Annotated in this window: 17 protein-coding genes; 15 read left to right on the forward strand and 2 right to left on the reverse strand. The window is 39.1% G+C overall.

Going from position 1 to position 20,595, the window contains the following annotated elements:
- Window positions 1–53: 53 nt before the first annotated feature.
- The gene (locus B4E62_RS09505; protein WP_331351883.1) at window positions 54–1,094 is read right to left on the reverse strand and encodes a hypothetical protein; all 1,041 of its coding nucleotides are present in this window, start codon (window positions 1,092–1,094) and stop codon (window positions 54–56) included.
- A 29-nt stretch (window positions 1,095–1,123) separates the two neighbouring features.
- Window positions 1,124–2,083 carry a matrixin family metalloprotease gene (locus B4E62_RS09510; protein ID WP_331351884.1) on the reverse strand — a complete coding sequence of 320 codons (960 nt, stop codon included), beginning with the start codon at window positions 2,081–2,083 and terminating at the stop codon, window positions 1,124–1,126.
- Between the two features lie 1,175 nt (window positions 2,084–3,258).
- Here B4E62_RS09510 and B4E62_RS09515 point away from each other — a divergent pair.
- From B4E62_RS09515 to B4E62_RS09585, 15 genes are all read left to right on the forward strand, one after another.
- Window positions 3,259–3,606, forward strand: coding sequence for a hypothetical protein (locus B4E62_RS09515; protein ID WP_331351885.1), 348 nt, complete (start codon window positions 3,259–3,261; stop codon window positions 3,604–3,606).
- A gap of 11 nt (window positions 3,607–3,617) precedes the next feature.
- Complete coding sequence (locus B4E62_RS09520; RefSeq protein ID WP_331351886.1) at window positions 3,618–4,874, forward strand: radical SAM protein; 1,257 nt, start codon at window positions 3,618–3,620, stop codon at window positions 4,872–4,874.
- 28 nt (window positions 4,875–4,902) lie between these two features.
- The gene (locus tag B4E62_RS09525) at window positions 4,903–5,706 is read left to right on the forward strand and encodes a hypothetical protein (RefSeq protein ID WP_331351887.1); all 804 of its coding nucleotides are present in this window, start codon (window positions 4,903–4,905) and stop codon (window positions 5,704–5,706) included.
- Window positions 5,690–6,652 carry a hypothetical protein gene (locus B4E62_RS09530; protein ID WP_331351888.1) on the forward strand — a complete coding sequence of 321 codons (963 nt, stop codon included), beginning with the start codon at window positions 5,690–5,692 and terminating at the stop codon, window positions 6,650–6,652. Before B4E62_RS09525 ends, B4E62_RS09530 begins: the two co-directional genes overlap by 17 nt.
- A 146-nt stretch (window positions 6,653–6,798) precedes the next feature.
- Entirely contained in the window at window positions 6,799–6,957 is a 159-nt protein-coding gene (locus B4E62_RS09535) for a hypothetical protein (protein ID WP_331351889.1), read from the forward strand.
- 211 nt (window positions 6,958–7,168) lie between these two features.
- Complete coding sequence (locus B4E62_RS09540; protein ID WP_331351890.1) at window positions 7,169–9,205, forward strand: peptidase domain-containing ABC transporter; 2,037 nt, start codon at window positions 7,169–7,171, stop codon at window positions 9,203–9,205.
- 49 nt (window positions 9,206–9,254) lie between these two features.
- Window positions 9,255–10,850 carry a hypothetical protein gene (locus B4E62_RS09545; RefSeq protein WP_331351891.1) on the forward strand — a complete coding sequence of 532 codons (1,596 nt, stop codon included), beginning with the start codon at window positions 9,255–9,257 and terminating at the stop codon, window positions 10,848–10,850.
- Window positions 10,850–11,281 (forward strand): toxin-activating lysine-acyltransferase, encoded by a 432-nt coding sequence (locus B4E62_RS09550; protein ID WP_331351892.1) that lies wholly within the window; start codon window positions 10,850–10,852, stop codon window positions 11,279–11,281. Before B4E62_RS09545 ends, B4E62_RS09550 begins: the two co-directional genes overlap by 1 nt.
- 50 nt (window positions 11,282–11,331) lie before the next feature.
- Window positions 11,332–13,098: a hypothetical protein gene (locus B4E62_RS09555; protein ID WP_331351893.1), complete on the forward strand. Its 1,767-nt coding sequence runs from the start codon at window positions 11,332–11,334 to the stop codon at window positions 13,096–13,098.
- Between the two features lie 13 nt (window positions 13,099–13,111).
- Window positions 13,112–13,687 carry a putative 2OG-Fe(II) oxygenase gene (locus tag B4E62_RS09560; protein WP_331351894.1) on the forward strand — a complete coding sequence of 192 codons (576 nt, stop codon included), beginning with the start codon at window positions 13,112–13,114 and terminating at the stop codon, window positions 13,685–13,687.
- A 38-nt stretch (window positions 13,688–13,725) separates the two neighbouring features.
- Entirely contained in the window at window positions 13,726–14,922 is a 1,197-nt protein-coding gene (locus B4E62_RS09565) for an HlyD family secretion protein (protein WP_331351895.1), read from the forward strand.
- The gene (locus B4E62_RS09570; RefSeq protein WP_331351896.1) at window positions 14,919–15,602 is read left to right on the forward strand and encodes an ABC transporter ATP-binding protein; all 684 of its coding nucleotides are present in this window, start codon (window positions 14,919–14,921) and stop codon (window positions 15,600–15,602) included. The genes B4E62_RS09565 and B4E62_RS09570 overlap by 4 nt, the downstream gene beginning before the upstream one ends.
- 4 nt (window positions 15,603–15,606) lie before the next feature.
- On the forward strand, window positions 15,607–17,928 hold the full coding sequence (locus B4E62_RS09575; protein ID WP_331351897.1) for a hypothetical protein: 2,322 nt from the start codon (window positions 15,607–15,609) through the stop codon (window positions 17,926–17,928).
- Window positions 17,929–18,743: 815 nt separating this feature from the next.
- A complete protein-coding gene (locus B4E62_RS09580) occupies window positions 18,744–19,646 on the forward strand; it encodes a hypothetical protein (protein WP_331351898.1) in 903 nt (300 codons plus the stop codon).
- The gene (locus B4E62_RS09585) at window positions 19,643–20,512 is read left to right on the forward strand and encodes a nucleotidyl transferase AbiEii/AbiGii toxin family protein (protein WP_331351899.1); all 870 of its coding nucleotides are present in this window, start codon (window positions 19,643–19,645) and stop codon (window positions 20,510–20,512) included. The genes B4E62_RS09580 and B4E62_RS09585 overlap by 4 nt, the downstream gene beginning before the upstream one ends.
- The last annotated feature ends 83 nt before the right edge of the window (window positions 20,513–20,595 follow it).

A 20,595-nucleotide genomic window follows, 5' to 3' on the forward strand; every position in this document is an offset into this window, starting at 1 on the left:
CATTATTAAACGCAAAGGTGGGTCTGTTTTGAGCGCAATTCAACAATACCATGTCATTTACACTGGTCTGGTTTACTCAAACATAATGCCAATCTCTGTTGTTGCGCGATCACGTCTGCCTCAGCTTTCAATTCAGCTGCCTCAGTTGCTGCTGTTTGGGTTGTCGCGATAGCTCCTAACGAATTCAATGCGGCCGAACCAGAAGATGTTTTCCCAAATGTAAGCGCTGTGACTGAGCCTGACTCAGATAATGCTAGAGTGAATGTTTGCTTTCCGAAGAATTTTCCCTTAGGAATTGGTAGTGTGTAAAATGACGGTAGGGGAACTCTGACGTTTGCACTACCTATCTTGTCAGTATTAACTCCATCAGAAATTGTGATCTCAAATGCGCCAGTTTCCTGAAGTGGAATGTGAACGAATCCATCGCCTAAATTTTTTCCAGTATCTTTTCCTGGAGGTACATCTTTTACGACTGTATTTGCAGCCACTTGTGGACGTGGTGTGTTTATTAAATCGTATAACGCCTTGCTCTCCGGTGCCACACTGAGTGTAGTAGCGTCTAACCCCTGAGTTTCATTAACATCTTCATTCGTCAATGTTTTTCTAAATATTAGAGAAATCGGCTTCTGGGCGCCCCATTTCTCGATCTCAGAACATATCGTTCCGATATTGGCAACTGGCGTCGGAGTAGTTGCCCTTACTCTGTAAGGACCAGTCAGTCCAGCCGCTGCTGCCGCCAATACCGTAACCGCTGATTTAACAATAGCCTCGCCTTGACCATTGCTGGTTTGATTGATTCCTTTTAATCGCCCATCATCGGTAAGCGTTATACCGGTATCGACGTCAGAATACCATTTATCAATATCTCGAATATTGAACTCTAATTTAGTTTCCTCCTTATCTGCCGCATATGCTGTTATGACTGATGATTGTGATAGAACAATGATTTTTGATTTATCAAAATTGCATGCGAGCGTTTGTGTAACGGTGATCGTTGAGGCCCATGTTGCTTTATTATATGAATAGACAACATCTGGTAATGTCGAACATCCAGACAGACACGTAAAAACCGTTAGTAGAATTGCTTTTCTCATTTTACATTTCCTTTCTTTTGATGATGGACCTACATAAAGTTCTTTTTACATAAATGTGTTGAAAATGAGGTGCCAGGCTTAGGTCCGTAAAGGCAAGCTGCACCTATTTTATCCATGGCTGTTAAATTGAGGGTCCAATCAACTAAGTCATTACACGTCGGGTAGTGCATTACAGAAAATGCATCGTAGTCTGTTACAGGCTCCCATTTAGTATCTTCAATGCATTGGCCTGCTTCGGGTCTGATATGTTCATGCCTGAAAGCAAGGGTGTGCCCCAATTCGTGACGAAGTATTCCAACAAGTGTAAGTTTGTGTGGCCCATCTTTCTCTAGGGTGAATGCGCTCTTATTTATAAGTATATTACGCTTTGTTCTGTCCGATTTAGGGAAGAAAGCTCGCGCAAAATATTTTCTTCCCACATCCACTGGCCTAACGTCAAATACGACTCCTTTGGTAGATGAATCGCAGTTCTGATCAAGAGACGAAATATGGACATATTTAACATCACTACTGTTCTCCCATGCATCGGCGGCGAGGCGTAACGCTTTCACCACTGTTTCGTATTTATCAGCAAAGGTTCGACTTACACAATATGAAAGATTTTTTTTCTCTGCGCTGCTCCAAGTAACGGGTTTGCCATTGTCTGTATCAATTATTGCAAAGGGATCGTTAGCATCTAGCTGAATACCAAATTTAGTGGACTTCCATTCTCTTACTATCTCCCGATAATAAAATTCCTTTAGTTCTTCCTCATCAACTATAGGGGTGTCCCCATTCACGATAAATACTCCGTGTTCAAAAGGCTCTTTGTACACTGTCTTTCTAAACTCTTCATACCCTGCTTGTGCTGATTCAAATCTTGAAATCAAAGCTTTCGATCTAGCATGCATTAAGGCGTTGTTAATAGCTTTATTTTGCTGATAGGTATAGGCAACCTGGGAAGGTATTGAGAACAAAATCAGCAGCGCAATACATTTTGCGATTTTCATAAGTCCAATTCCTGTTAGTTGATAGCTATTCCCTACCTCTATTTAACTTTCAAGATATATTTGAGTGAATTTACTTTAATTCCGAGACATTTCATAATGTGGTGCATGTTGCTACTTTAAATGAACGGTGGAATAAACTTAATTGGCATTATGCTCTTCCACTTTAAGTGTTTGTCTATTACACATGATTACACGGCGTTGCCGAGGTATAAAATTAATTTCTATAATATGTAAGATTTTATTTCTTTATGAAATAAGGATATGGCGCCTCATAGTTCACGCTAAGAACTTTATGAAACACTTAAACAGCTCCAAAATATCTTTTTCGTTGTAGTCAATGTCTCACAATAGTTAGAGCATTTTCCTACAGACCGCTATCTCAACGATCACTAAGATTGTGGCACCAGATCTATCTATAAAAAGGATTTTAAATTGAGAATTAGTATCGTTGGCTCTACGAGTACCCACGAAATCAGATTTTTTGAGTTTCGTGCCCCGAGTGGATGGACCATCACATCCTTCTTTCAGATTGTAGAAAAACCCGATACTGGGATTGGTTGTGTTGATACATTTCACGAGGCCCTTGAGCTGATCAATTACCCTTCTTCTAAAGCAAAAGCATATATTGAAGCTACTTATCCGCTATCGCTTGGGATTAGTGAGTTCGATTGCGTCGCTAGTTCATCTTGTTCTGGTGGGAGTTCATGTATTCTGTCGGATCGGTCGAGACCTAGCCTATAAATGTTTGACTGGCGTAATACTGAGATCAGAAAAAGTTCGGGCATTTGATAGTAGAGAAATTTGCGGCTGAATCTCACCGGAATCGCCTAACCACAACTTCAGAATTGCAGCAAAGCAAGAAAATGCGCGAGGGCATTTTTATTCGATTGAGTTTTGTATCTAACTTCACACCAGTCTGACAGAAATTTCACTGACCTTATGTGTTCATCTGAAATGCTTATCTAAGTTCACTTTAATTCTGAGAAGGAATGGATTTTTACAGGTAAAAAGCGCAAGTATTCAAAGGGGGCGAGCTGAATAACATGAAGCTTTAAGCGACAGTCTCTTTTGGTTTTTTGAATTATGAAAATAGTTTTTATGTTTTTTTGACATTAATTATATTGTGCTGATATATTCTTAGGAATTGGAATTAATAATAATGGAGATTTATATCAATGAAGTATTTCCCGTCACGTTTCCTCTTTACCCTTTTTCTGTTTGCTATTTCGATTTGCAGTGCGAAAGCTGAAGAGCTAGCGTTCGTAACGTTCTTAAATGATGTAATAACTCCCATAGAAATTAAAAAAGATTTGACGCGCGATGAACTCGTAGAGTTAACGTTCACTACAGGTTATAAGGTCACGGTATATACTGAAATAAAGAATCAAGAACAAATCTACTATTTTAAATGCGAAGATCAACCCCTCATGGAAGTCCGAAATGATGTTGGCCAGCCAGGCACATATATGTTTCGCGACTTGAAAGATAATGTCTATCAAATAAAAGCGAGCATTAAACAATAAGGATGTTTTAAATGATTTCTACAAATGGAGTATTTGTACCGCTGCATGAAACCAGTCAACCTATAACGCGATTGTCAAAGATACAAATTGTTTTGAAGTTGATATCTACTTGCAATCTGCGTTGCACCTATTGCTATTGGTTCTTCAAAGGTGATGAGACATGGAAAAAGTCCAGCATTTCTCTAAAGTCTGGCACTGTCGAACATCTAATAGAATTTCTAAGTGAAGCACAGGCCGAGCTAGGCGTGGGTGAAATCGATATCATTTATCATGGTGGTGAACCCATGATGATGAAAGTTTTAGAATTTGATGATGTTTGCAAAAAGCTTAAGAATGCTTTAGGTGGAATTTGCCGCTTGCATTTTAAGATGCAAACTAATGCAACTTTAATAGATCAGCAGTGGATGGCTGTTCTTGAGGAGCATAAAGTCTTTATGGGCGTTAGTTTGGATGGCCCAAAAGAAATAAACGATATAGCTCGGGTCGATATCCGTGGGAATAGTTCGTACGACAATTCTATACGCGGAATTAAGATGCTTATGGACTCAGCGGATCAGGGAAGGCTTGCTAAGCCTGGGTTGATTGCAGTCCTAAACCCGTCTCTCAACAATGCAGATATGTACAGGTTTTTTCTGGATCTAGGATTCCAGAGTATGAATTATCTGCTTCCCAATTATTCATATGATGATAAGCCTCAAGATCTTGATGTGGCATCAATCGGTAGTGCAATGATTGAGGTTTTTGATACATGGAGTTCGCTCGAAAGCCCGTTGTCATATTCCGTTGCCTTTATTGAGAATACCTTAAATTTCTTCCAGTATATAAATGCCAAAAACTTTAAGGCTCAAGAAAATATACGGTATAACGCAATTATTGCATGTACAACTGACGGAGATATCTCAGTCGACGACAATTTGATGTGCACTGATTGGCGGCGCAATCTTATAGCTCCGAAGTTAGAAGAGACAACGGCCGGTGACTTCATAAATGGTGAAATATATTCAGTAATAGATCGTGCCTCTCAACAGCTCCCCACGGCGTGCGAGCGTTGTAAATATAGAAACCTTTGCCGTGGTGGTGAGCTTCCTCACAGATATTCTAATAAAAATGGTTTCGATAATCCCTCAATTTACTGTGACGGTTTAATCATGTTTTTCGAGCACGTGATTAATTACTTGCTCAATAACGGATATCCTGTCAGTGAGATTAATCGGAGGCTGGCGCCAGGTTATTCAATGATTCTGCAGGTTCAAGAGCGGGTTTTCTAAGATCGCCGGGAATATTCAAATAAAATTTATGCGAAAAATAAAATTCTTCGATTTCACAGAGCAGCGTGCGCAAAACCGGGTTTCATTTTATCAAAGCGTTAGACTAGCGAGCGAGGAAAAGTTCACTGAGTATTTTCAAGATGCGCACATACCTGCTGGAAGTATTTCCACGTGTGATTACGAAAGTGAATTTAACACTGGAGGTCTTTGGCGGCAAGGAAGTTCGGTAGCTGTGGTATCAGTCAACAGAGCTCTTTGTAGTGAAGCTCTTTGCGCACTTACGAGAATTCGGGCTCACAAAAGCTATCGCACTGAATTAGAGATGGTAACGAACGAACTGGTATCAAATATTTTTCAGAGCAATATTTTCAGTGGTGATGTACATGCCATCGGCTATGTGTCGACTAATGACTCCCTTCCTACTTTGACTAAAAACTTTGGTTCATCGGAGCGCGTAGGATTGCATGTCGATGATTGGACATCCGAGCCCATAATGCATCGGGGTGATTCACCCAATAGATTGGTTATAAATTTGGGTCCCGACGAACGCTTCTTTCTCTTTGTAGGTGTTTCCATCGTTTACATTGCGAAAATATATAAGAGGATATATTCCACTTCATGTGAAAACTCGTCGGATCTTTGTAATTGGTATTTAAGAAATAAAAAAAACATTAAGGTGTATGCGGTAAAAATTCTTCCAGGGGAAGCATATATAGCTCCGACAGAGAATTGCATTCATGATGCATTTACCCCAAATGGGTTAGCCAATACTACTTTTATGCTTCGATCTAATATATCACCCAAGTTGTTTGATAATGCAAAAGCCGGGTAAAAACATACTTGTTATCGCCGAGAATGCGATAGGTGATTGTATTATGATGTTGCCAGCGTTGAGGGCGCTAAGTCGGAATTCTACGGAGGGATTTAGACTTTTGGTAAGTCCGAATAAAAGAGAATCCGTTTTCTTCGAATTTGAAAAACAAATTGAATTATGGACGGATTATACATCTGAAGGTGATTACATTTTTCCGTCAGATGAAAATATCCGTAGGGCAAGTGGAGGTTGCGATAGTTTAGTGAACTTGTGTACTTGGTGGAATGATTTTGATTCTTTTATGATTGATGGCATTACAGCGTATTCTGTTGCTGAAACAAAATTCGAATCTTATCCATCATCCTTGCGCACTCACGATCTCTTACATGCTTTTGAGAATTATTTTAAAGTTGTTAACCAAATATTTGAAACTGAATCAATCGAAAATTATGTTGCACCAGTTATGCTTCCTTCTGAAGCTATCGGCTTTGCAAAAAGCATAAAGGAAAGACTAGGAACCAAAATTAAATTACTAGGAATTCATAGTTATTCTCGACCTGACAAGACAATGACGTCATGTGCATTTCCAACGGAGATAAATAAATTCCTTGTAAAAAACCCTGATTGGGTAATCGTGAATTTAGACCCAATCAAAGGAACCATCTTGGACGCAGTGTCGAGGGAAAAGGTGTTAAGGCTTTATGGGCGGCCGCTTTCATATTATTTAGCCATGGTAAACGTGTGCGATGCTTTTATTGGTGTTGATTCCTGTTTTCTACATGCGGCTGATCTTGCTCGAATTCCAAGTGTGGGCCTTTTTTCACCCACATCACCCAAAATCTGGGGTCTGAAATTTTCTAAAGGCTTAAACCTTTGCGCCGATAGTATGAGTCTGTTTGAAGGTGCGGACATTAATCTTGCGCTGGGGTCATTGATGCATGAAGTGAATGCGCAGTATTGTTAATCTTGAAAATTAAATGTTGCGTATTCATTTTGAAGGAATTTATTAACTGCCTTAAACCTATATCTAGTTTATGGTTTTTAATAAATGTCGACCTCCCTAGAGTTGGGCGCGGTGTCTAACTGGGAGTTAATTGTAAGGAGAATGTTATGAAAGAGATTAACAAAGACGATTCACTTACATCTGAAGTTACTTCGGATGTTGTTGGTAGATTATTGCAAGAAATGGAGCTGGATGCTGTACAAGGCGCCGGTTGCTCATTTTTGCAAGGTCGTGGGTTTAGTAACACCGCTTCCAGTCACTGCTAAGTAAAAGAGCCCTCTCTTGCTAAAGTGAGGGAGGGTTTTTATATGAAAACTACACTATTTCGTGAGACCGCCCTCAAGAAATATTCCAATAAAAATATTGGAAAGATATTTCCGTTTTCACCCAATAGAGACATCCGATTTTCGGTGGCTTTGGTTATCATTTCAATAATAGTAATCATGGCATTGTAGAATACTTTATCGTGCGAATAATATGATTTTTCAATCTGAAACTTCGGAGTGCGGTATTGCCTGCACCGCTATGATCTTGAAGCATTTCGGACATGACTGTTCGATTGAATCGTTAAGAGCTAAAGTGAAAGATAGGACGTTTGGCATTAGCTTACGCGAAATGGTAGAAATTCTTTCTTCTTATAACGTACAAAGCCGACCCATCAGAATCGAAGTTGAAGATCTCACAAAGATTACGTTGCCATCCATTTTACATTGGAATATGAACCACTATGTTGTGGTTGATAAAGTCAACCGTAACGGCATTAGAATTAAAGACCCGTCACACGGTGTTAGGTGGGTTGGTTTGAAGGAACTAGATGGCTCATTTACAGGAGTGTGTCTGGAGCCTTCTTTTGATGATGCACTAAAAATTCCAGCACAAAATGGAAAGAGTAAAAATGATTTTTTTGTTCTCCTTGAGAGTTTGAGGAAAAGCTACTTTACCATATTTGTTGTCATAATTTTATCTATACTAATTCAATTTCTAACAACAAAACTTCCCGTCTATATTCAAAAATACATAGATGCCCATGATTCAATTGACTCACTGCCAAAAATTCTGCTGGCTTTACTCACCATTGGTTTCCTAATTAATTTATCCGAATTCATGAGAGCCAGACTCATAAATTATTTATCTGGAAAAATTCACATAAATATAATAACAGCGATAGTCGGTAAGTTGTTCAATCTTCCGGTGGAATATTTTAGAAAACGTTCCGTAGGCTCTATGTTGTCCCGGATCGGGTCAATAAATGAAATTAGGCGCATATTAACGGACGATGTTATATCCATCTTCGTGGATTCTATATTCCTATTATTCGCTCTATACGCCACCTCGTTATACAGTCCAAAGTTAACACTAATACTTGTAGTGAGTATCGTTTTGATGGTTCTTCTGCAAATATACCATTTTCGTAATCTAGATTCCGCAGCAGCAGAAGAGGTTCAAGCTCTGTCGAACTGTGAGTCGAGTTTGATTGAGTCTATTCAATCGATAGAATCTCTGAAAAGTAGCGCATCTGATACGGTTAAATATACTCAGTGGAAAAATCATGTTTTTGAAGCAACCGGATCGGAAATAAAATTTCGTAATTTGAAGGCTCTCGTTGATTTACAACGAGGAATTATCGTTTCTGCAGAAATAGCGTTGTTAATTGTTGTATCAATCAGTCTTATGGGAAAAGGCGAAATCACTATTGGCATAGTGATGGCCTTTATAACTCTTAGAGTTATAGTGAGTTTAAGGGTCATAGGCCTGCTAAATAATATATCTAATATTCGACTTATTGGAATTCATCTTTCAAGGGTCAGAGATATTATGTATGAAGAGGAAGAGGTCTTCGGTGACCACAAGATAGAAAAGGGTAATATTGAGCTTGAAAATATTTATTTTGGCTATGGGAACAATACCATTTTCAATGGTATGAGCCTAACAATTGAAAATGAATCCCATGTCGCTGTAATAGGGGGTTCAGGCTCAGGCAAGACCACATTTGTGAATTTGATTTGCGGACTAGTCCAGCCCTCAGAAGGAAGTATAAAAATAGGCGGTATTCCCAATATCCATCTGGGCGCAAAATCATTGCGAAAAGAAATTGGTTTGGTGTTACAAGGCGATAAGTGCATTTTCGAGGGCACATTTATAGACAACATTACGATGTTTGAACCAAATCCAAATTTGGAGCATGTTAGGAATGTGATAAATATATGTCTACTTGATGATGTTGTATCAAAGCTTCCCAATGATATTCGCTCGATGATGCCAAACGGGAACATGTTATCCGGCGGACAAGTTCAAAGGATAATGATAGCTCGCGCTATCTACAGGGAGCCAAAGATACTAATAATGGATGAGGCTACAAATAATCTCGACGCTGAAACAGAAAAAAAATTACTCGAGAATATTAACAAATTGAATTTTACAAAGATATCCATCACTCATAGAAACACGGTGCTATCACATGTGAATAGCACATATAAAATTGTTGACTTAAAAATGGAAAAAATCGATACATAGATCGATCAAGTCTGCAGTATTTTGAAAATTTGGTTTGTGTGGAGTTGCCATGGAAAAACATAATTTAATCGAACTCAAAGATATAGATCGCTACAGAAACATGCTTGACGTAAAAGTATGGGGTAGCGAAGAAAATCATTTCAAATTAAGGCATGCTAAATCCGTCAAATGTGAGAGATATGGCGGATTTGGTATCGGCCGACATGGCGGCGGGGCTCGATCCGTGATTCTCGATGACCTGCAAGTGAAAGGCAGCGGACTAACACCCCTGGCAGGCATTACAAAAAATCTGAATTATGCTCATGGCACTTTAACGCTGAATGATGCAGTGTTGGAGGTGATCTATTCCGGTGTACTAGACAGATTGTTGCCTCACGGAGTTATTCCATGTAGAGCAATTTACTATACGGGAAAGGAAGGTTCGTTTGAATATGATTGGAGGGCCGGATTCCCATCAGCGAGTTTGGACGAATCAATAGTATTAAAAAAAACGCATGGAGCGATATTAATCAGAGATAACTGTAATAGACCTGCACATTACATGAGGGCAGGAGAATTTGATCCGAAGGATATATATGCTGAATTTATTTCTGCTGATCTGATAAGAATAAGAAATATAATCAAAGACCTCGATGAGGATGGTGCAAAGAATTTTATTTCTACAATAGTTAATTTTCTTACCAAATGTGCAGATCAATTTTCGTTTTCATGGATAGCTGGTTTGATGCACGGGGGTATTTCGCCTTCCAATATTTCTGTAGAGGGGGCGTGGCTCGATCTTGCAACATCTACTTTTATTGATAGGGGAAAAGATTTTCTAATTGTAGAGTATGAGTTTAGTAACGAATACAAACGTGTAGAGTCAATTATTAAAGAATGGGTATATACGTTTTCAAAATATAGCGGAAAGGAGTTAGGTTCAAGGCCTCTAATAGAACTCTATAACACGAGTTTTAACGAAAAAAAGGCTTATCACTTCCCATACATTCTTGGTCTGGCTAGAAATAAGGAAACAATGGAAGTCATTCTCGCTAACTATTGCAGGTCGTTTACAGATATTTGTAAGTTAATTACCCCGTCAGGTCGGACATATGGTGTTCCGGAAATTGGTATGGCTAATGCATTTCACCCTAGTGACTATATCTGCGGTATGGCATTGACCCCCGATAGTGAAATTCAAAAATTATATCGAGACATTTACTCCCTCAATGATAGGCCACTTAGTTTTAATGCATTCTTAACACAAGCGTTGTTGAAATGTACGAAGCGGGATTACTTGGCTTCAAAATACTACAAAAATAATGTAGAAGAGAATTTGGAGCTCAAGCTTGAGTGTCATGCCCCCGAACTATTCATAGACTCTTTTATAGAGACTTACATAAGCGATTCAGAATGGATTTTTTCCGATGAATTCTATGTTAACGAGGTTGTTTATCGTGATTCAGTTATTGATATTTTTTACGACACTAGTTCCAATTCTTTTAAGAAAAGAAATTCATCTGGAATCGTGAGTATAAATGTAGTGTCCGAGTTGGAAGCAGTAATAACCGGTAACAGAAATTCAGCTAATAGAATATATGTTAGCTATTTAAATAGAATAGAGTTTATCTACTCGGAACTAAGAAAATACATAGGGTCACACTAATGGATGAGAAAAAGTATGCAATTTTAGGAGAAATCGTGACGATTCGAGCCACGATCGGATTAGTGACAGATGCCGAAAAAATCCGAGTGCTTGTGAATTCTATAAATTATGATCATGTAGCTGTAATTAAGGACCAATTCGAGTCGCCAGCTGGATACATATCTTGGGCAAAAATTAATGAAGAGTCATTAAAGCGATTCGTTAATAACTCACTATACCCAGAATACTTCTATGAGTGGAATGAGGGGGATATTGTTATGATCACGGATATTGCGGCAGTGCATAGATATAGGTTCCAAACTCTTTCCAAGCTAAAAGATTTGGTGCGCACCTTCAATTGTTACACTTATAAAAAGGGAGATAGGGCCCCTCGCCTCAGAAATATCCGCGAAGAATACTGTGAAAATGAAATCTCAGGGAAACATTCCTAGTCAGAATTTCACTGCAAAAAATGAAGCTTTTTGTGCGATGAGAATGGAATATGAATATTAGTATAAATAGTGATGAAGTATCTCATCAAGAATTCAAAGATGGAAATGAACGAGTCGACTACCAATTAAGCTTAGGTAAAACAAACGGGATATGTTTTGCGGTTACTGTTTTTAATGAGACTCCAAATGAATTCGCACTCAGCCTTAGTGCTTTAGTTGACAATATCGATAAGTTGGCGTCTGTCGGCTTAGACAATAGTTCGATGCGCTTCACCATAGTTGTTATTTGTGATGGTAAGGAGTTTATTCATCCGGGTACGTTGGCATTATTTGCTAAGTTTGGATTTTTAATCGATGCAGATCAGGTAAGTGTTACCCGTTCGATCCTAAAAGAATTTTCTACTGATGTTATTAGAGGCATTTTGGGTGAATCTCAACCAAGTTTAATCCCTAGTAATGGTTCCATCCTGAATCAGTGGTCTGCTGACAATTTTACCGATGCACAATGCCAGCCAGTTGAATTTCTACTCGTCGTCAAAGAAAAAAATTTGGGGAAACTTAATTCTCATTGGCATTTTTATAATGTTATCTGCGTTGCGTTGAAACCTGACTATTGCGTGCAGATTGATGTGGGAACAGTTCCTCGGATTGATGCTCTTTCGGTCGCGATAGGGGTTTTGCAGAATGATTTAAATTGTGCTGCAGTGTCACCTTTCATAATGGCAAATTCAGGGATAGTTAGGTCAAAATTGCTTGAGCTATGGCAGCTTGGAGGTTTTGCGAAAGCTGGATATTTTGATTGGAAATTAGAGTCATTTTCCGGATACTTAAGTGTAATACCGGGTCAGTTTAGTGTAATTAGATGGTCTTCAATTTACTTTGACACCAATGGGGCTAATAACGGTAAGAGTCCTTTAGATACATATTTTGAGGGTTTAAGAGTCTCCTCCCCCTTTGAATCTAATTTGTACCTTGCCGAGGATAGGGTTCTTTGCTCTGGCATTTTCCTTAAATCAAATGAATCATGGAGGATTCGTTATGACAGCAAATGCGTCGCCATAACAGATACATGTAAATCATGGGAGGAACTATTTAGACAAAGACGCCGCTGGAATTTAGGGTTTTTAGCGGCGAGGTTAAATTTTCTAAGTCAATTATGGGACAGAATAAAAAGTAGAACCAATGGCGGTCGTATGAAAAATGACGTGGCTGTGTTTCTATACCACTCAATACAATTTTTGTTGGACTGGTTGACCCCGTCATTCATCGTGTCCATATATATATTTATGCGCTATGTCAATATTGACCTTTTAGGTGATTTTTACATACTGAAAATTGCATCTGAGTTGATCTTCGCAGGAATAGTTTTGACGACAATGGCGTGCTTTTTTTTATCATTGTCTTCGGGACTTTCGTATAAATATCTATCGTGTTTTAAAGCGTCAATTGCTCTACAGATAGCTTACATTGTTTTAAGTGGCGCACTAATTTCTGTTTATCTTGTTCCTAATTTTGTAACTGCAGCCGTTGGGCTCGCTGTATTTTTTCTAATTTTTAAAATCGGTTTTAAACGGATTTTTGAGGCTAGTCTATATTTTTTGATAAGAGCACCTATCAGCTTGCATGTATGGATGTACGCGATCACAAACTGTCATGATTCCAGTTGGGGCACTAAAGGGTTGCACCAATCAGCGATATCTGGATCCTGCAACTCGAAGAAAGGCTTTTCAAAATATAGGAGAAATGTGTTGATGACGTGGCTCGCAACCAACATCCTCACTATTTTGGCCGCCGTGATCATGTTCCAAAATATATAAGGATAAAACGTTTATGGAAGTTTTTAGTAACTATATACATATATCGCATAATCCAGAGATTGCATCCGCCCTCTATGATGAATGTAAGTCAATTCTCGACAGAGTTAACCTAGATGAAAAATATCTCTATGGTAAGACTTCATATTTCGATTCGGGTGCCAAGAGCATAATTGAAGACAGTCAGTTGCTTAGGGAATTTATAATTAAAAATGTTGTGGAATACTGTCAAATTGTTGGTCTTGATATTGGGCAGTCAAAACCAAACATTACGGATTTTTGGATCTCCGACATGTATAAACACGGGCATCACGACTTTCACACCCATAATATGTCTCATATAAGTGGTACCTTTTACATCAGAGTTGAAGAAAATAGCTCGCCAATAGTTTTTTGGGGTAACGATTTCGCAAGTGATCCGTGGTGGAATTTAAAAAAATCGTCCTTCAACCGATTCAATGCAGCATGTTGGAAGATCCCTGTAAAAGATGGGATGCTGCTGTTGTGGAAATCAAATATTATCCATAGTGTACCGCCAAACGAGTCTTGTAGCCGTCTCGCGGCGAGCTTTAATATTTTACTAGAATGCTAGTCATTCATTTGCAACTTTACTGACGCTGGGTATGTAAGATGGACGAGATGATAGATCAGAGGCGAAATATTAAAAAGCCGTTAGTTATCATTGCTTTGATAGTGCTATTTTTAATAGTTGTAGTTGTTTTTTTCAAAAATTTCAACAAGAGCGAATTTTATGAAATTCAAAGCGGAGTTATGGAGAAGTCAATTAGCGGCAACGGTATCTTACGCCCGTTAAACCAACAAAAAATATATGCTCCCTTTGAGGCAACTGTAGTAAAAATCCATCGCAGAGAGGGTGAGGATGTTGATAGTGGCGATGTTATTATTAGCTTAGCAAATGAAGATGTGACAGCTAAATTGCTGGAAGCAGAGCTCGTCGTTTCAAAGGAGCAATATAACTACGAAGAAAAGAAGGCGTTAGGGTCACAGCGGATCATCGAACTCGAACTCCGAAAAATAAAAGTAGAAGCAGATCTTAAGCGGCAGTCTCTCGAGTTTGATGCTTTTTCACATCTTAAAGTGGCAGATGTGATTTCAAAATTGGAGTACTCAAGAAAACATGCCGAAATTGAATCTTTACAGCTTGAGCTGCAGCAGTTAAAAATTTTGCTTAAAAAGGAAGAGGCACAATCTGCTATTTTCAATGCCGCAGTTAAGTCATTGCTTGAGAAGCAAAAAGAAAATCTTGAGGCAATTAAAAGCGCAGCTCAATTGTTAGAAGTTCGAAGTAATTTACCGGGAAAAGTAGATTCGATTTTCGAAAACTTAGAAGTTGGATCCATCGTCAAAAAAGGCCAGGATCTTGTTATAGTTGCCGATTACCTAAAGTGGATCGTAGATCTTGATGTTCCCGCTGCAGGCGCAGAGCTTATTCGCCAAGGTGACAAAGTGAATGTAAATATTCAAGAAAAGTCATTTGAAGGAAGGGTTGACAGAATTTATCCGTCAGCCAAAAACCAGCTTGTCAAAATTTCCGTGAACGTAATTGGGTTGGATGAAAGCTTTCGTGTTGGACTCCGTGTATTTGGGAAGATAACAACCCAAAAGCCAGAAAAAATAATGTTTGTTGAGAATGCTCCGAGTTACTTAGTGGATGGGTATCAGGATGTTCTCATTTCCGACGAGCGTCAGAATGAAATTGTCATTAAAGCCAGAGTGCTTAAAATTGACGATAACAAAGTCATGTTGGACGGAAATTTTTCTTCATTTACAAAAATTCGATTTATAAATCCATCGAGAACGCTATGAGTTCAATTATTAAACTAACGGACGTGACTAGGACTTTCGAATTACATCATATGCGTACAAAAGCAGTAAGCGGGGTCAATCTTGAGATTTCTTCAGGGGACTATTTGTCTATTGAGGGTGCTTCGGGGTCTGGAAAATCGACTTTGCTAAACATATTATCTCTTATCGATAAGCCTACTGAAGGTACGGTTACATACTATGGTGAAAATGCGGCTCATTTATCATCACGTAATCTAGCAAAAATTCGGAATAAGAAAATTGGATTTGTTTTTCAGACATTTAATTTGCTTGGCCATTTAACTGTCTACGACAATGTATATTTGCCAATTAAGTACTCAAGCGATCGAATCCCGGGCATTGAGCAAAGAATTGATGCTTTATTGGATGACCTTAAGCTAATCAATAGAAAGCAACATTACCCCCACCAGCTTTCTGGTGGACAACAACAACGGGTCGCTATTGCTCGTGCCGTGGTGAATGATCCTGATATCGTATTCGCAGATGAGCCTACAGGGAATCTAGATGATAGTAGCGCCAGCGATGTTATAGGTATTCTTGAGTCTCTGCATAAGAGGGGGAAAACGCTTTGCATTGTTACGCATAATTCAGGTATAGCAATGCGAGCTCACCGAAGAATTCGTTTAGACGGCGGTAAGTTAACTGAATTTTTTGTCGAGTAACAGTATGTATAAGCGTGCGGCCTTCTTAATTATAAGTATTGTAGTTATATCTACGTTCTTTCTATTCCTTCAAGTCGCGGTCTTCAAGACTCTTTCGGTTAAGAAAGTAGTGCCGGATGGCTTAAAGGATAACAGTTTCATCTCATTTTTTAGCGCAAAGCATGAAGACGTTAGGCGAATCGGTCATGAGGATACGTTGAAAATTAATGGGGTTATTGACAATGAAATTGCCACATTCTCGCTAGTTTCATCGAATTATAATGACAATACTATTCACTTGGGGCTTGTTTCCGCTAATTTTTTTAATGTTTTAGATTTGGACGGCGTCAAATCACAAGTGCTTGACTCACCTCAGAAAATCATACTGAGCAAAGAGCATGGGCAGATCCTCGGTAGGACATACCAAGTAAACGATGTCTTTTATTTAAATAGAGATACACCTTTGATTGTGACGGCGATAGCACCAGATGGTTTTAAGGGTATATCATCTGGCGGCGAGATTGGCTGGATTGCCCACAAGGGTAACGAGTTACTGTACTCCGGATACCCCACTGTAGATAAAGAAAGTCGTGCAGAATTATTTAGATTTGCACCAGAGCAATTGGCATTTGCACGTGTTGATGCGAGTTCTATTGACGCTGTTCGTAAAGCTTTGGAAAACGCCACACTTAGACCTGCCGAATATTTTCAAGCTACAGAATCTGTTGCTGTTAAATTTGGGCTGGAGGGATACATCATCTCCGCAAGGGAGGGAATGATCTATGAATGGGCCCAGTATCAGCAAGAAAGGCGTAAGGCATTTATTTTTATCGTTGCAAGTACTTTAATTTCAATCTTCGTGGTTTTCGGTCAGATTCTAAGTCAGCTTGCCAGCACACTTAAGTTGGTAGATGTATTGAAGTTGGAGGAAATTTTAGGAGCTGCACCTTTCGCAATATTTAGGCGATTAATGTTTTTTGCCTTAATTCCCGTTTTGCCCGCATTCGGTGTGTCAGTTGTTTCGGGTCTAGTCCTGTATTTTCTTCCTACAGGACAGCTTGTATTTGGCCCATCCCATTCAAATTATCTATTTATTTCTATCTTGGTAGCTTTTGTAATTGCTTTGCTAATTATTGTTCTCTCAACGTCGTTGAGCCTATTAGTCTATAACAACAAAAAAACCATGAGCTTGTCTCAAAGAGCAAGTATATCTCTTGGCGAATTATGGATGATTAGATCGTCGGTGCTTATACAAGTTGTAATTTTTTTTATCGTTGTATGTGCCATTATTCTAGGTATTAGAGAATCTAAAACGTTTTTTAAGCAGGCCCTGGGGTTTGAGAAATCTGATCTAATCTATTTATCTTTACGTGAAGTATCACAAGTACAAAATGGTGTATTTAATCATATTCAAAGCGCATTAATGAACGAGCCCAACTTCAAAAATGTGAAAATCGCATCGTTAGTTGGTGCCCCTGGGTTTGGGAAAGCTTGGTCTGGTCAAGCAAGCATCAATCAGAAATCTGCAGTAAGTGCTAACATGCTTTTTATATCAAGAAGCTTCCTTGATGTTGTTGGTTCCTCTTTAGTTTCGGGGGATGCAATCGACGATAGCGGTGCTCCTGGAGTTTTGGTTAATTATGCATTAGCTAAAACATTCTACACGGAAGATGCTGATGAATTAGTTGGGAGGGAAATAAATATTAATGTTATGGGAGTCGATATAGTTAAACCAATAATAGGCGTGGTGTCTGATTCATATGTCTCCGTACCCACTGTATATTTTAATGGTGCGGACAAACAGGGGATTGTTGTTGAGGGTGATCAATTTTTAATCGATTTCGATGGGGATGTAAATGAGCTTAGAGATTTCTTGGATCGTACATTAAGTCCCATTGGTTGGGGAGTAGGATCTCTAATTCCTCTAGAGCAGATGGTTCAAGAGATGCGTCCGAATTTAAGAAACATGAATCTAATTGTGGCTCTAACGAGTGCTGCGCTAACTTTACTAATTGTGTACACAATGGTTGTTGGAATTTTTCATGAAATTACCGCGAGGTGGGCAGAGTTTAAACTAAAGTATTATTTGGGCGCAGATTTAAGAAGCCTAATTATAGAACTCTCTCGATCCAGTGGTAAGTTAATACTATTGGGTGTGAGTATTGGTTTAGTTTTTATATTTTTTATCCGCGGATTTTTACAGGGTGCTTACCCTGCAGTTGCATTTTCTGAATTCGTTGTCGTTGCGATATTTGCTGCACTGACGGTCATAGTCGCGTTGTTTCTGGTTATATTGGCTCTTGGTTTTTTTGGTTTGAATCGATTGGCTAATCCTAGCTTGAGCTAACATTACGCTGACCAACCATTCAGGAAAGATGCTCTTGGCTAGCCAATTGCTTTATCACACTCTTCCAAGAATGTCGGTGGATACTTCTAGAGCATTATTTGCCACAACGGAAGTGTATGAGGCAAAGAAAAAGCCATTATGTTGATTTGCACCTAAATTTGACCCACTTTTGCGTTTAATAGTGACGCAAGTTAATGGGTATAAGACACTATCCTAACTGGATATTTCATTATTCTAGGGGGGTCAAAATTCGAAACAAAAGTGGGTCAAATTTATGTGCAAATCAACAGTTTACTATCAAACCCATCCTGCCGCTATAAACCCGCCGCACTAAGAATCCTGATCTTATATTGCCTAATAAAAAAAGCCCCATAAGGAGCCTTCTCAGTTTTCATTAAGGTATCCAGACACCACTAGCCAAAGCTTGGAGCCGCCTTGCGCGGCTACCCATTAGGGGATAACGGGCTGGGGAGCGCTCAATCTCATCTGGTCAGTCGCCCCGCCAGATAATTCTGAGCCAAGTATTGGGAGGAAGCAAGCTAAAATGGTCTTCTCTAGAGGGATAGTATCAAGGCACTTTAGCTTGGCTGTCTGCATAGCTAAAGCAAGTAACGTCTTTGAGTGGGTGCCAACCCAATGAGGCAGGTTAAAACAAAGGTTAACTGATGTAGACTGTTACGTCCTTAGGACGTAACAGTCTACATCTGAAAGTCATTTATTGACAAGCTTTTCAAAGCATTAAAAACATTTTCTTGACTTGTGATAATCCGACTGCTATATGTCCTAAGGACATATAGCAGTCGGAATACCAACAAATGAAAGTAACAAAAGCTCTTACTCTTTCGTTGGGCGAACTTAATATGCCCGTAATAACCGAATATCAGGTGGGCCTAGCTCTTCATAAAATCTATCGTCAAAAAGAATACAAGGGTGAGCCTGTAGCTCTACAAAAGGATGCAGCGGAGCGTAGGGATTTTAATAAGTATCTTTTGAATTTGATTGAAGACGGTGTTCTCAACACGCAATCTGATTTGCCCCCAAAGGTGTTTGCTTTCGTGGGTCATCTCCGGTGGACCCCAGAAGAAGTTGTATGTGCTGCGGACCCTTTCTCTTACATTTCTCATCTAAGTGCAATGGCTTATCATGGATTGACGGATAGGATTCCAGTGAAGCTTTATGTTTCATCTCCTGGCCCAACCGAATGGAAAAAATTTGCCCAAGAGCGAATGGAAAAAGATTTAGGTGCGAATTTAGATGAGTACACAAATAACGGACTCCCCCTGCTAACTCGATCCAACTTTGTAAAGATTGGAAAAACTGAAATTCATTCATTTAAATCCAAGCATCTTGGCGCTTATAAAAATGCGCATGAAAGAGTAATCAGGGTTTCTACAATAGGCCGTACATTTTTGGATATGCTGAGAAGCCCGGAGTTGTGTGGCGGAATCAATCATGTCCTTGAGGTTTATGATGAATATGCCGGGAAGTATTTACGATTAATAACCGATGAAATAAATACTCATGGTGCTCCCATCGATAAGGTGAGAGCTGGCTATATTATTAGCGAAAGATTAAATATTAAAAATGATGTCGTAGAGCGCTGGAGTGAATATGCACAGCGAGGAGGCTCAAGAAAACTTGACGCTGCTGGTGAATATGTCCCTACGTGGTCTGACAGATGGTGCCTTTCTATAAATATATTTGAGAAGGCAAAATGAATACCAAATTTGAAGAGATCAAGATTGCTCAATGGGTGCAATCTGCAGATAACGATGCAAATAAAGAGTTTAGAGCTGCCGTACATACTATTCTTTCTGCAATTTCGGCAGAAAAAGAATTAAAAGCCAATATGGTTTTGAAGGGCGGAATATTATTGGCAATACGCTATCAAAGCCACAGATTTACAAAAGATATTGATTTATCAACTGCTCAAACATTAAAAGATATTCGGCCTGAAAGTATTGCCGTCGCTCTCGACAGAAGTTTGGCCAATATGGTTGAAACGCTGGACTATGATTTGGACTGTAGAATCCAGAATTATAAGGTACAGCCAGCAAATCAACCTGATGCAATATATCCATCAATGAAATTCAGCATAGGCTACGCTTATAAAGGCACGTCAAAACATAAGCGTTTAATTAGCCTGCAATCTCCCAACATAATATCCATTGACTACAGTCTGAACGAATCAACACCGAACGTTGACAATTTCGAGTTGGCGCAAGGAGAAGAGCTTCTTGTGTATTCGTTGACCGACCTGATTGCTGAAAAATTTCGTTCGCTACTGCAGCAAGAAGAGCGCAACAGGTACCGTAGGCAAGATATTTTTGATTTATGCATTTTGTTGCAATGCATCGACGATTTTGATTCGGTTGAGAAGAAAAAGATCCTAGACTCATTGTTAGAGAAATCTAGAGCTAGAGGTATTGAACCTGCTGTGGATTCTTTTGAAAACGAGGAGTTAAAGAGAAGAGCGAAGGAGTATTACTCCACTATTGCTGATGAAATAGAAGGAGATCTCCCTGATTTTGAAAAATCATTTGGATATGTGGCAAATTTTTATACATCATTGCCATGGAGATAGTCATATTCAGTACTTAAGCATATGAAGTATTAGCAGTAGATTGTTGAGAATAACGACATTAGGTATTGGTGTTGGTGAACAGC

Source organism: Cellvibrio sp. UBA7671, from assembly GCA_002483145.1.
Classification (GTDB): Bacteria; Pseudomonadota; Gammaproteobacteria; order Pseudomonadales; family Cellvibrionaceae; genus Cellvibrio; species Cellvibrio fibrivorans.

What these genes read in the sequence shown, in the direction of transcription:
- B4E62_RS09505 (WP_331351883.1), bottom strand. Translation starts at nt 1,094, where the DNA reads ATGAGAAAAGCAATTCTACTAACGGTTTTTACGTGTCTGTCTGGATGT.
- B4E62_RS09510 (WP_331351884.1), bottom strand. Translation starts at nt 2,083, where the DNA reads ATGAAAATCGCAAAATGTATTGCGCTGCTGATTTTGTTCTCAATACCT.
- B4E62_RS09515 (WP_331351885.1), top strand. Translation starts at nt 3,259, where the DNA reads ATGAAGTATTTCCCGTCACGTTTCCTCTTTACCCTTTTTCTGTTTGCT.
- B4E62_RS09520 (WP_331351886.1), top strand. Translation starts at nt 3,618, where the DNA reads ATGATTTCTACAAATGGAGTATTTGTACCGCTGCATGAAACCAGTCAA.
- B4E62_RS09525 (WP_331351887.1), top strand. Translation starts at nt 4,903, where the DNA reads ATGCGAAAAATAAAATTCTTCGATTTCACAGAGCAGCGTGCGCAAAAC.
- B4E62_RS09530 (WP_331351888.1), top strand. Translation starts at nt 5,690, where the DNA reads ATGCAAAAGCCGGGTAAAAACATACTTGTTATCGCCGAGAATGCGATA.
- B4E62_RS09535 (WP_331351889.1), top strand. Translation starts at nt 6,799, where the DNA reads ATGAAAGAGATTAACAAAGACGATTCACTTACATCTGAAGTTACTTCG.
- B4E62_RS09540 (WP_331351890.1), top strand. Translation starts at nt 7,169, where the DNA reads ATGATTTTTCAATCTGAAACTTCGGAGTGCGGTATTGCCTGCACCGCT.
- B4E62_RS09545 (WP_331351891.1), top strand. Translation starts at nt 9,255, where the DNA reads ATGGAAAAACATAATTTAATCGAACTCAAAGATATAGATCGCTACAGA.
- B4E62_RS09550 (WP_331351892.1), top strand. Translation starts at nt 10,850, where the DNA reads ATGGATGAGAAAAAGTATGCAATTTTAGGAGAAATCGTGACGATTCGA.
- B4E62_RS09555 (WP_331351893.1), top strand. Translation starts at nt 11,332, where the DNA reads ATGAATATTAGTATAAATAGTGATGAAGTATCTCATCAAGAATTCAAA.
- B4E62_RS09560 (WP_331351894.1), top strand. Translation starts at nt 13,112, where the DNA reads ATGGAAGTTTTTAGTAACTATATACATATATCGCATAATCCAGAGATT.
- B4E62_RS09565 (WP_331351895.1), top strand. Translation starts at nt 13,726, where the DNA reads ATGGACGAGATGATAGATCAGAGGCGAAATATTAAAAAGCCGTTAGTT.
- B4E62_RS09570 (WP_331351896.1), top strand. Translation starts at nt 14,919, where the DNA reads ATGAGTTCAATTATTAAACTAACGGACGTGACTAGGACTTTCGAATTA.
- B4E62_RS09575 (WP_331351897.1), top strand. Translation starts at nt 15,607, where the DNA reads ATGTATAAGCGTGCGGCCTTCTTAATTATAAGTATTGTAGTTATATCT.
- B4E62_RS09580 (WP_331351898.1), top strand. Translation starts at nt 18,744, where the DNA reads ATGAAAGTAACAAAAGCTCTTACTCTTTCGTTGGGCGAACTTAATATG.
- B4E62_RS09585 (WP_331351899.1), top strand. Translation starts at nt 19,643, where the DNA reads ATGAATACCAAATTTGAAGAGATCAAGATTGCTCAATGGGTGCAATCT.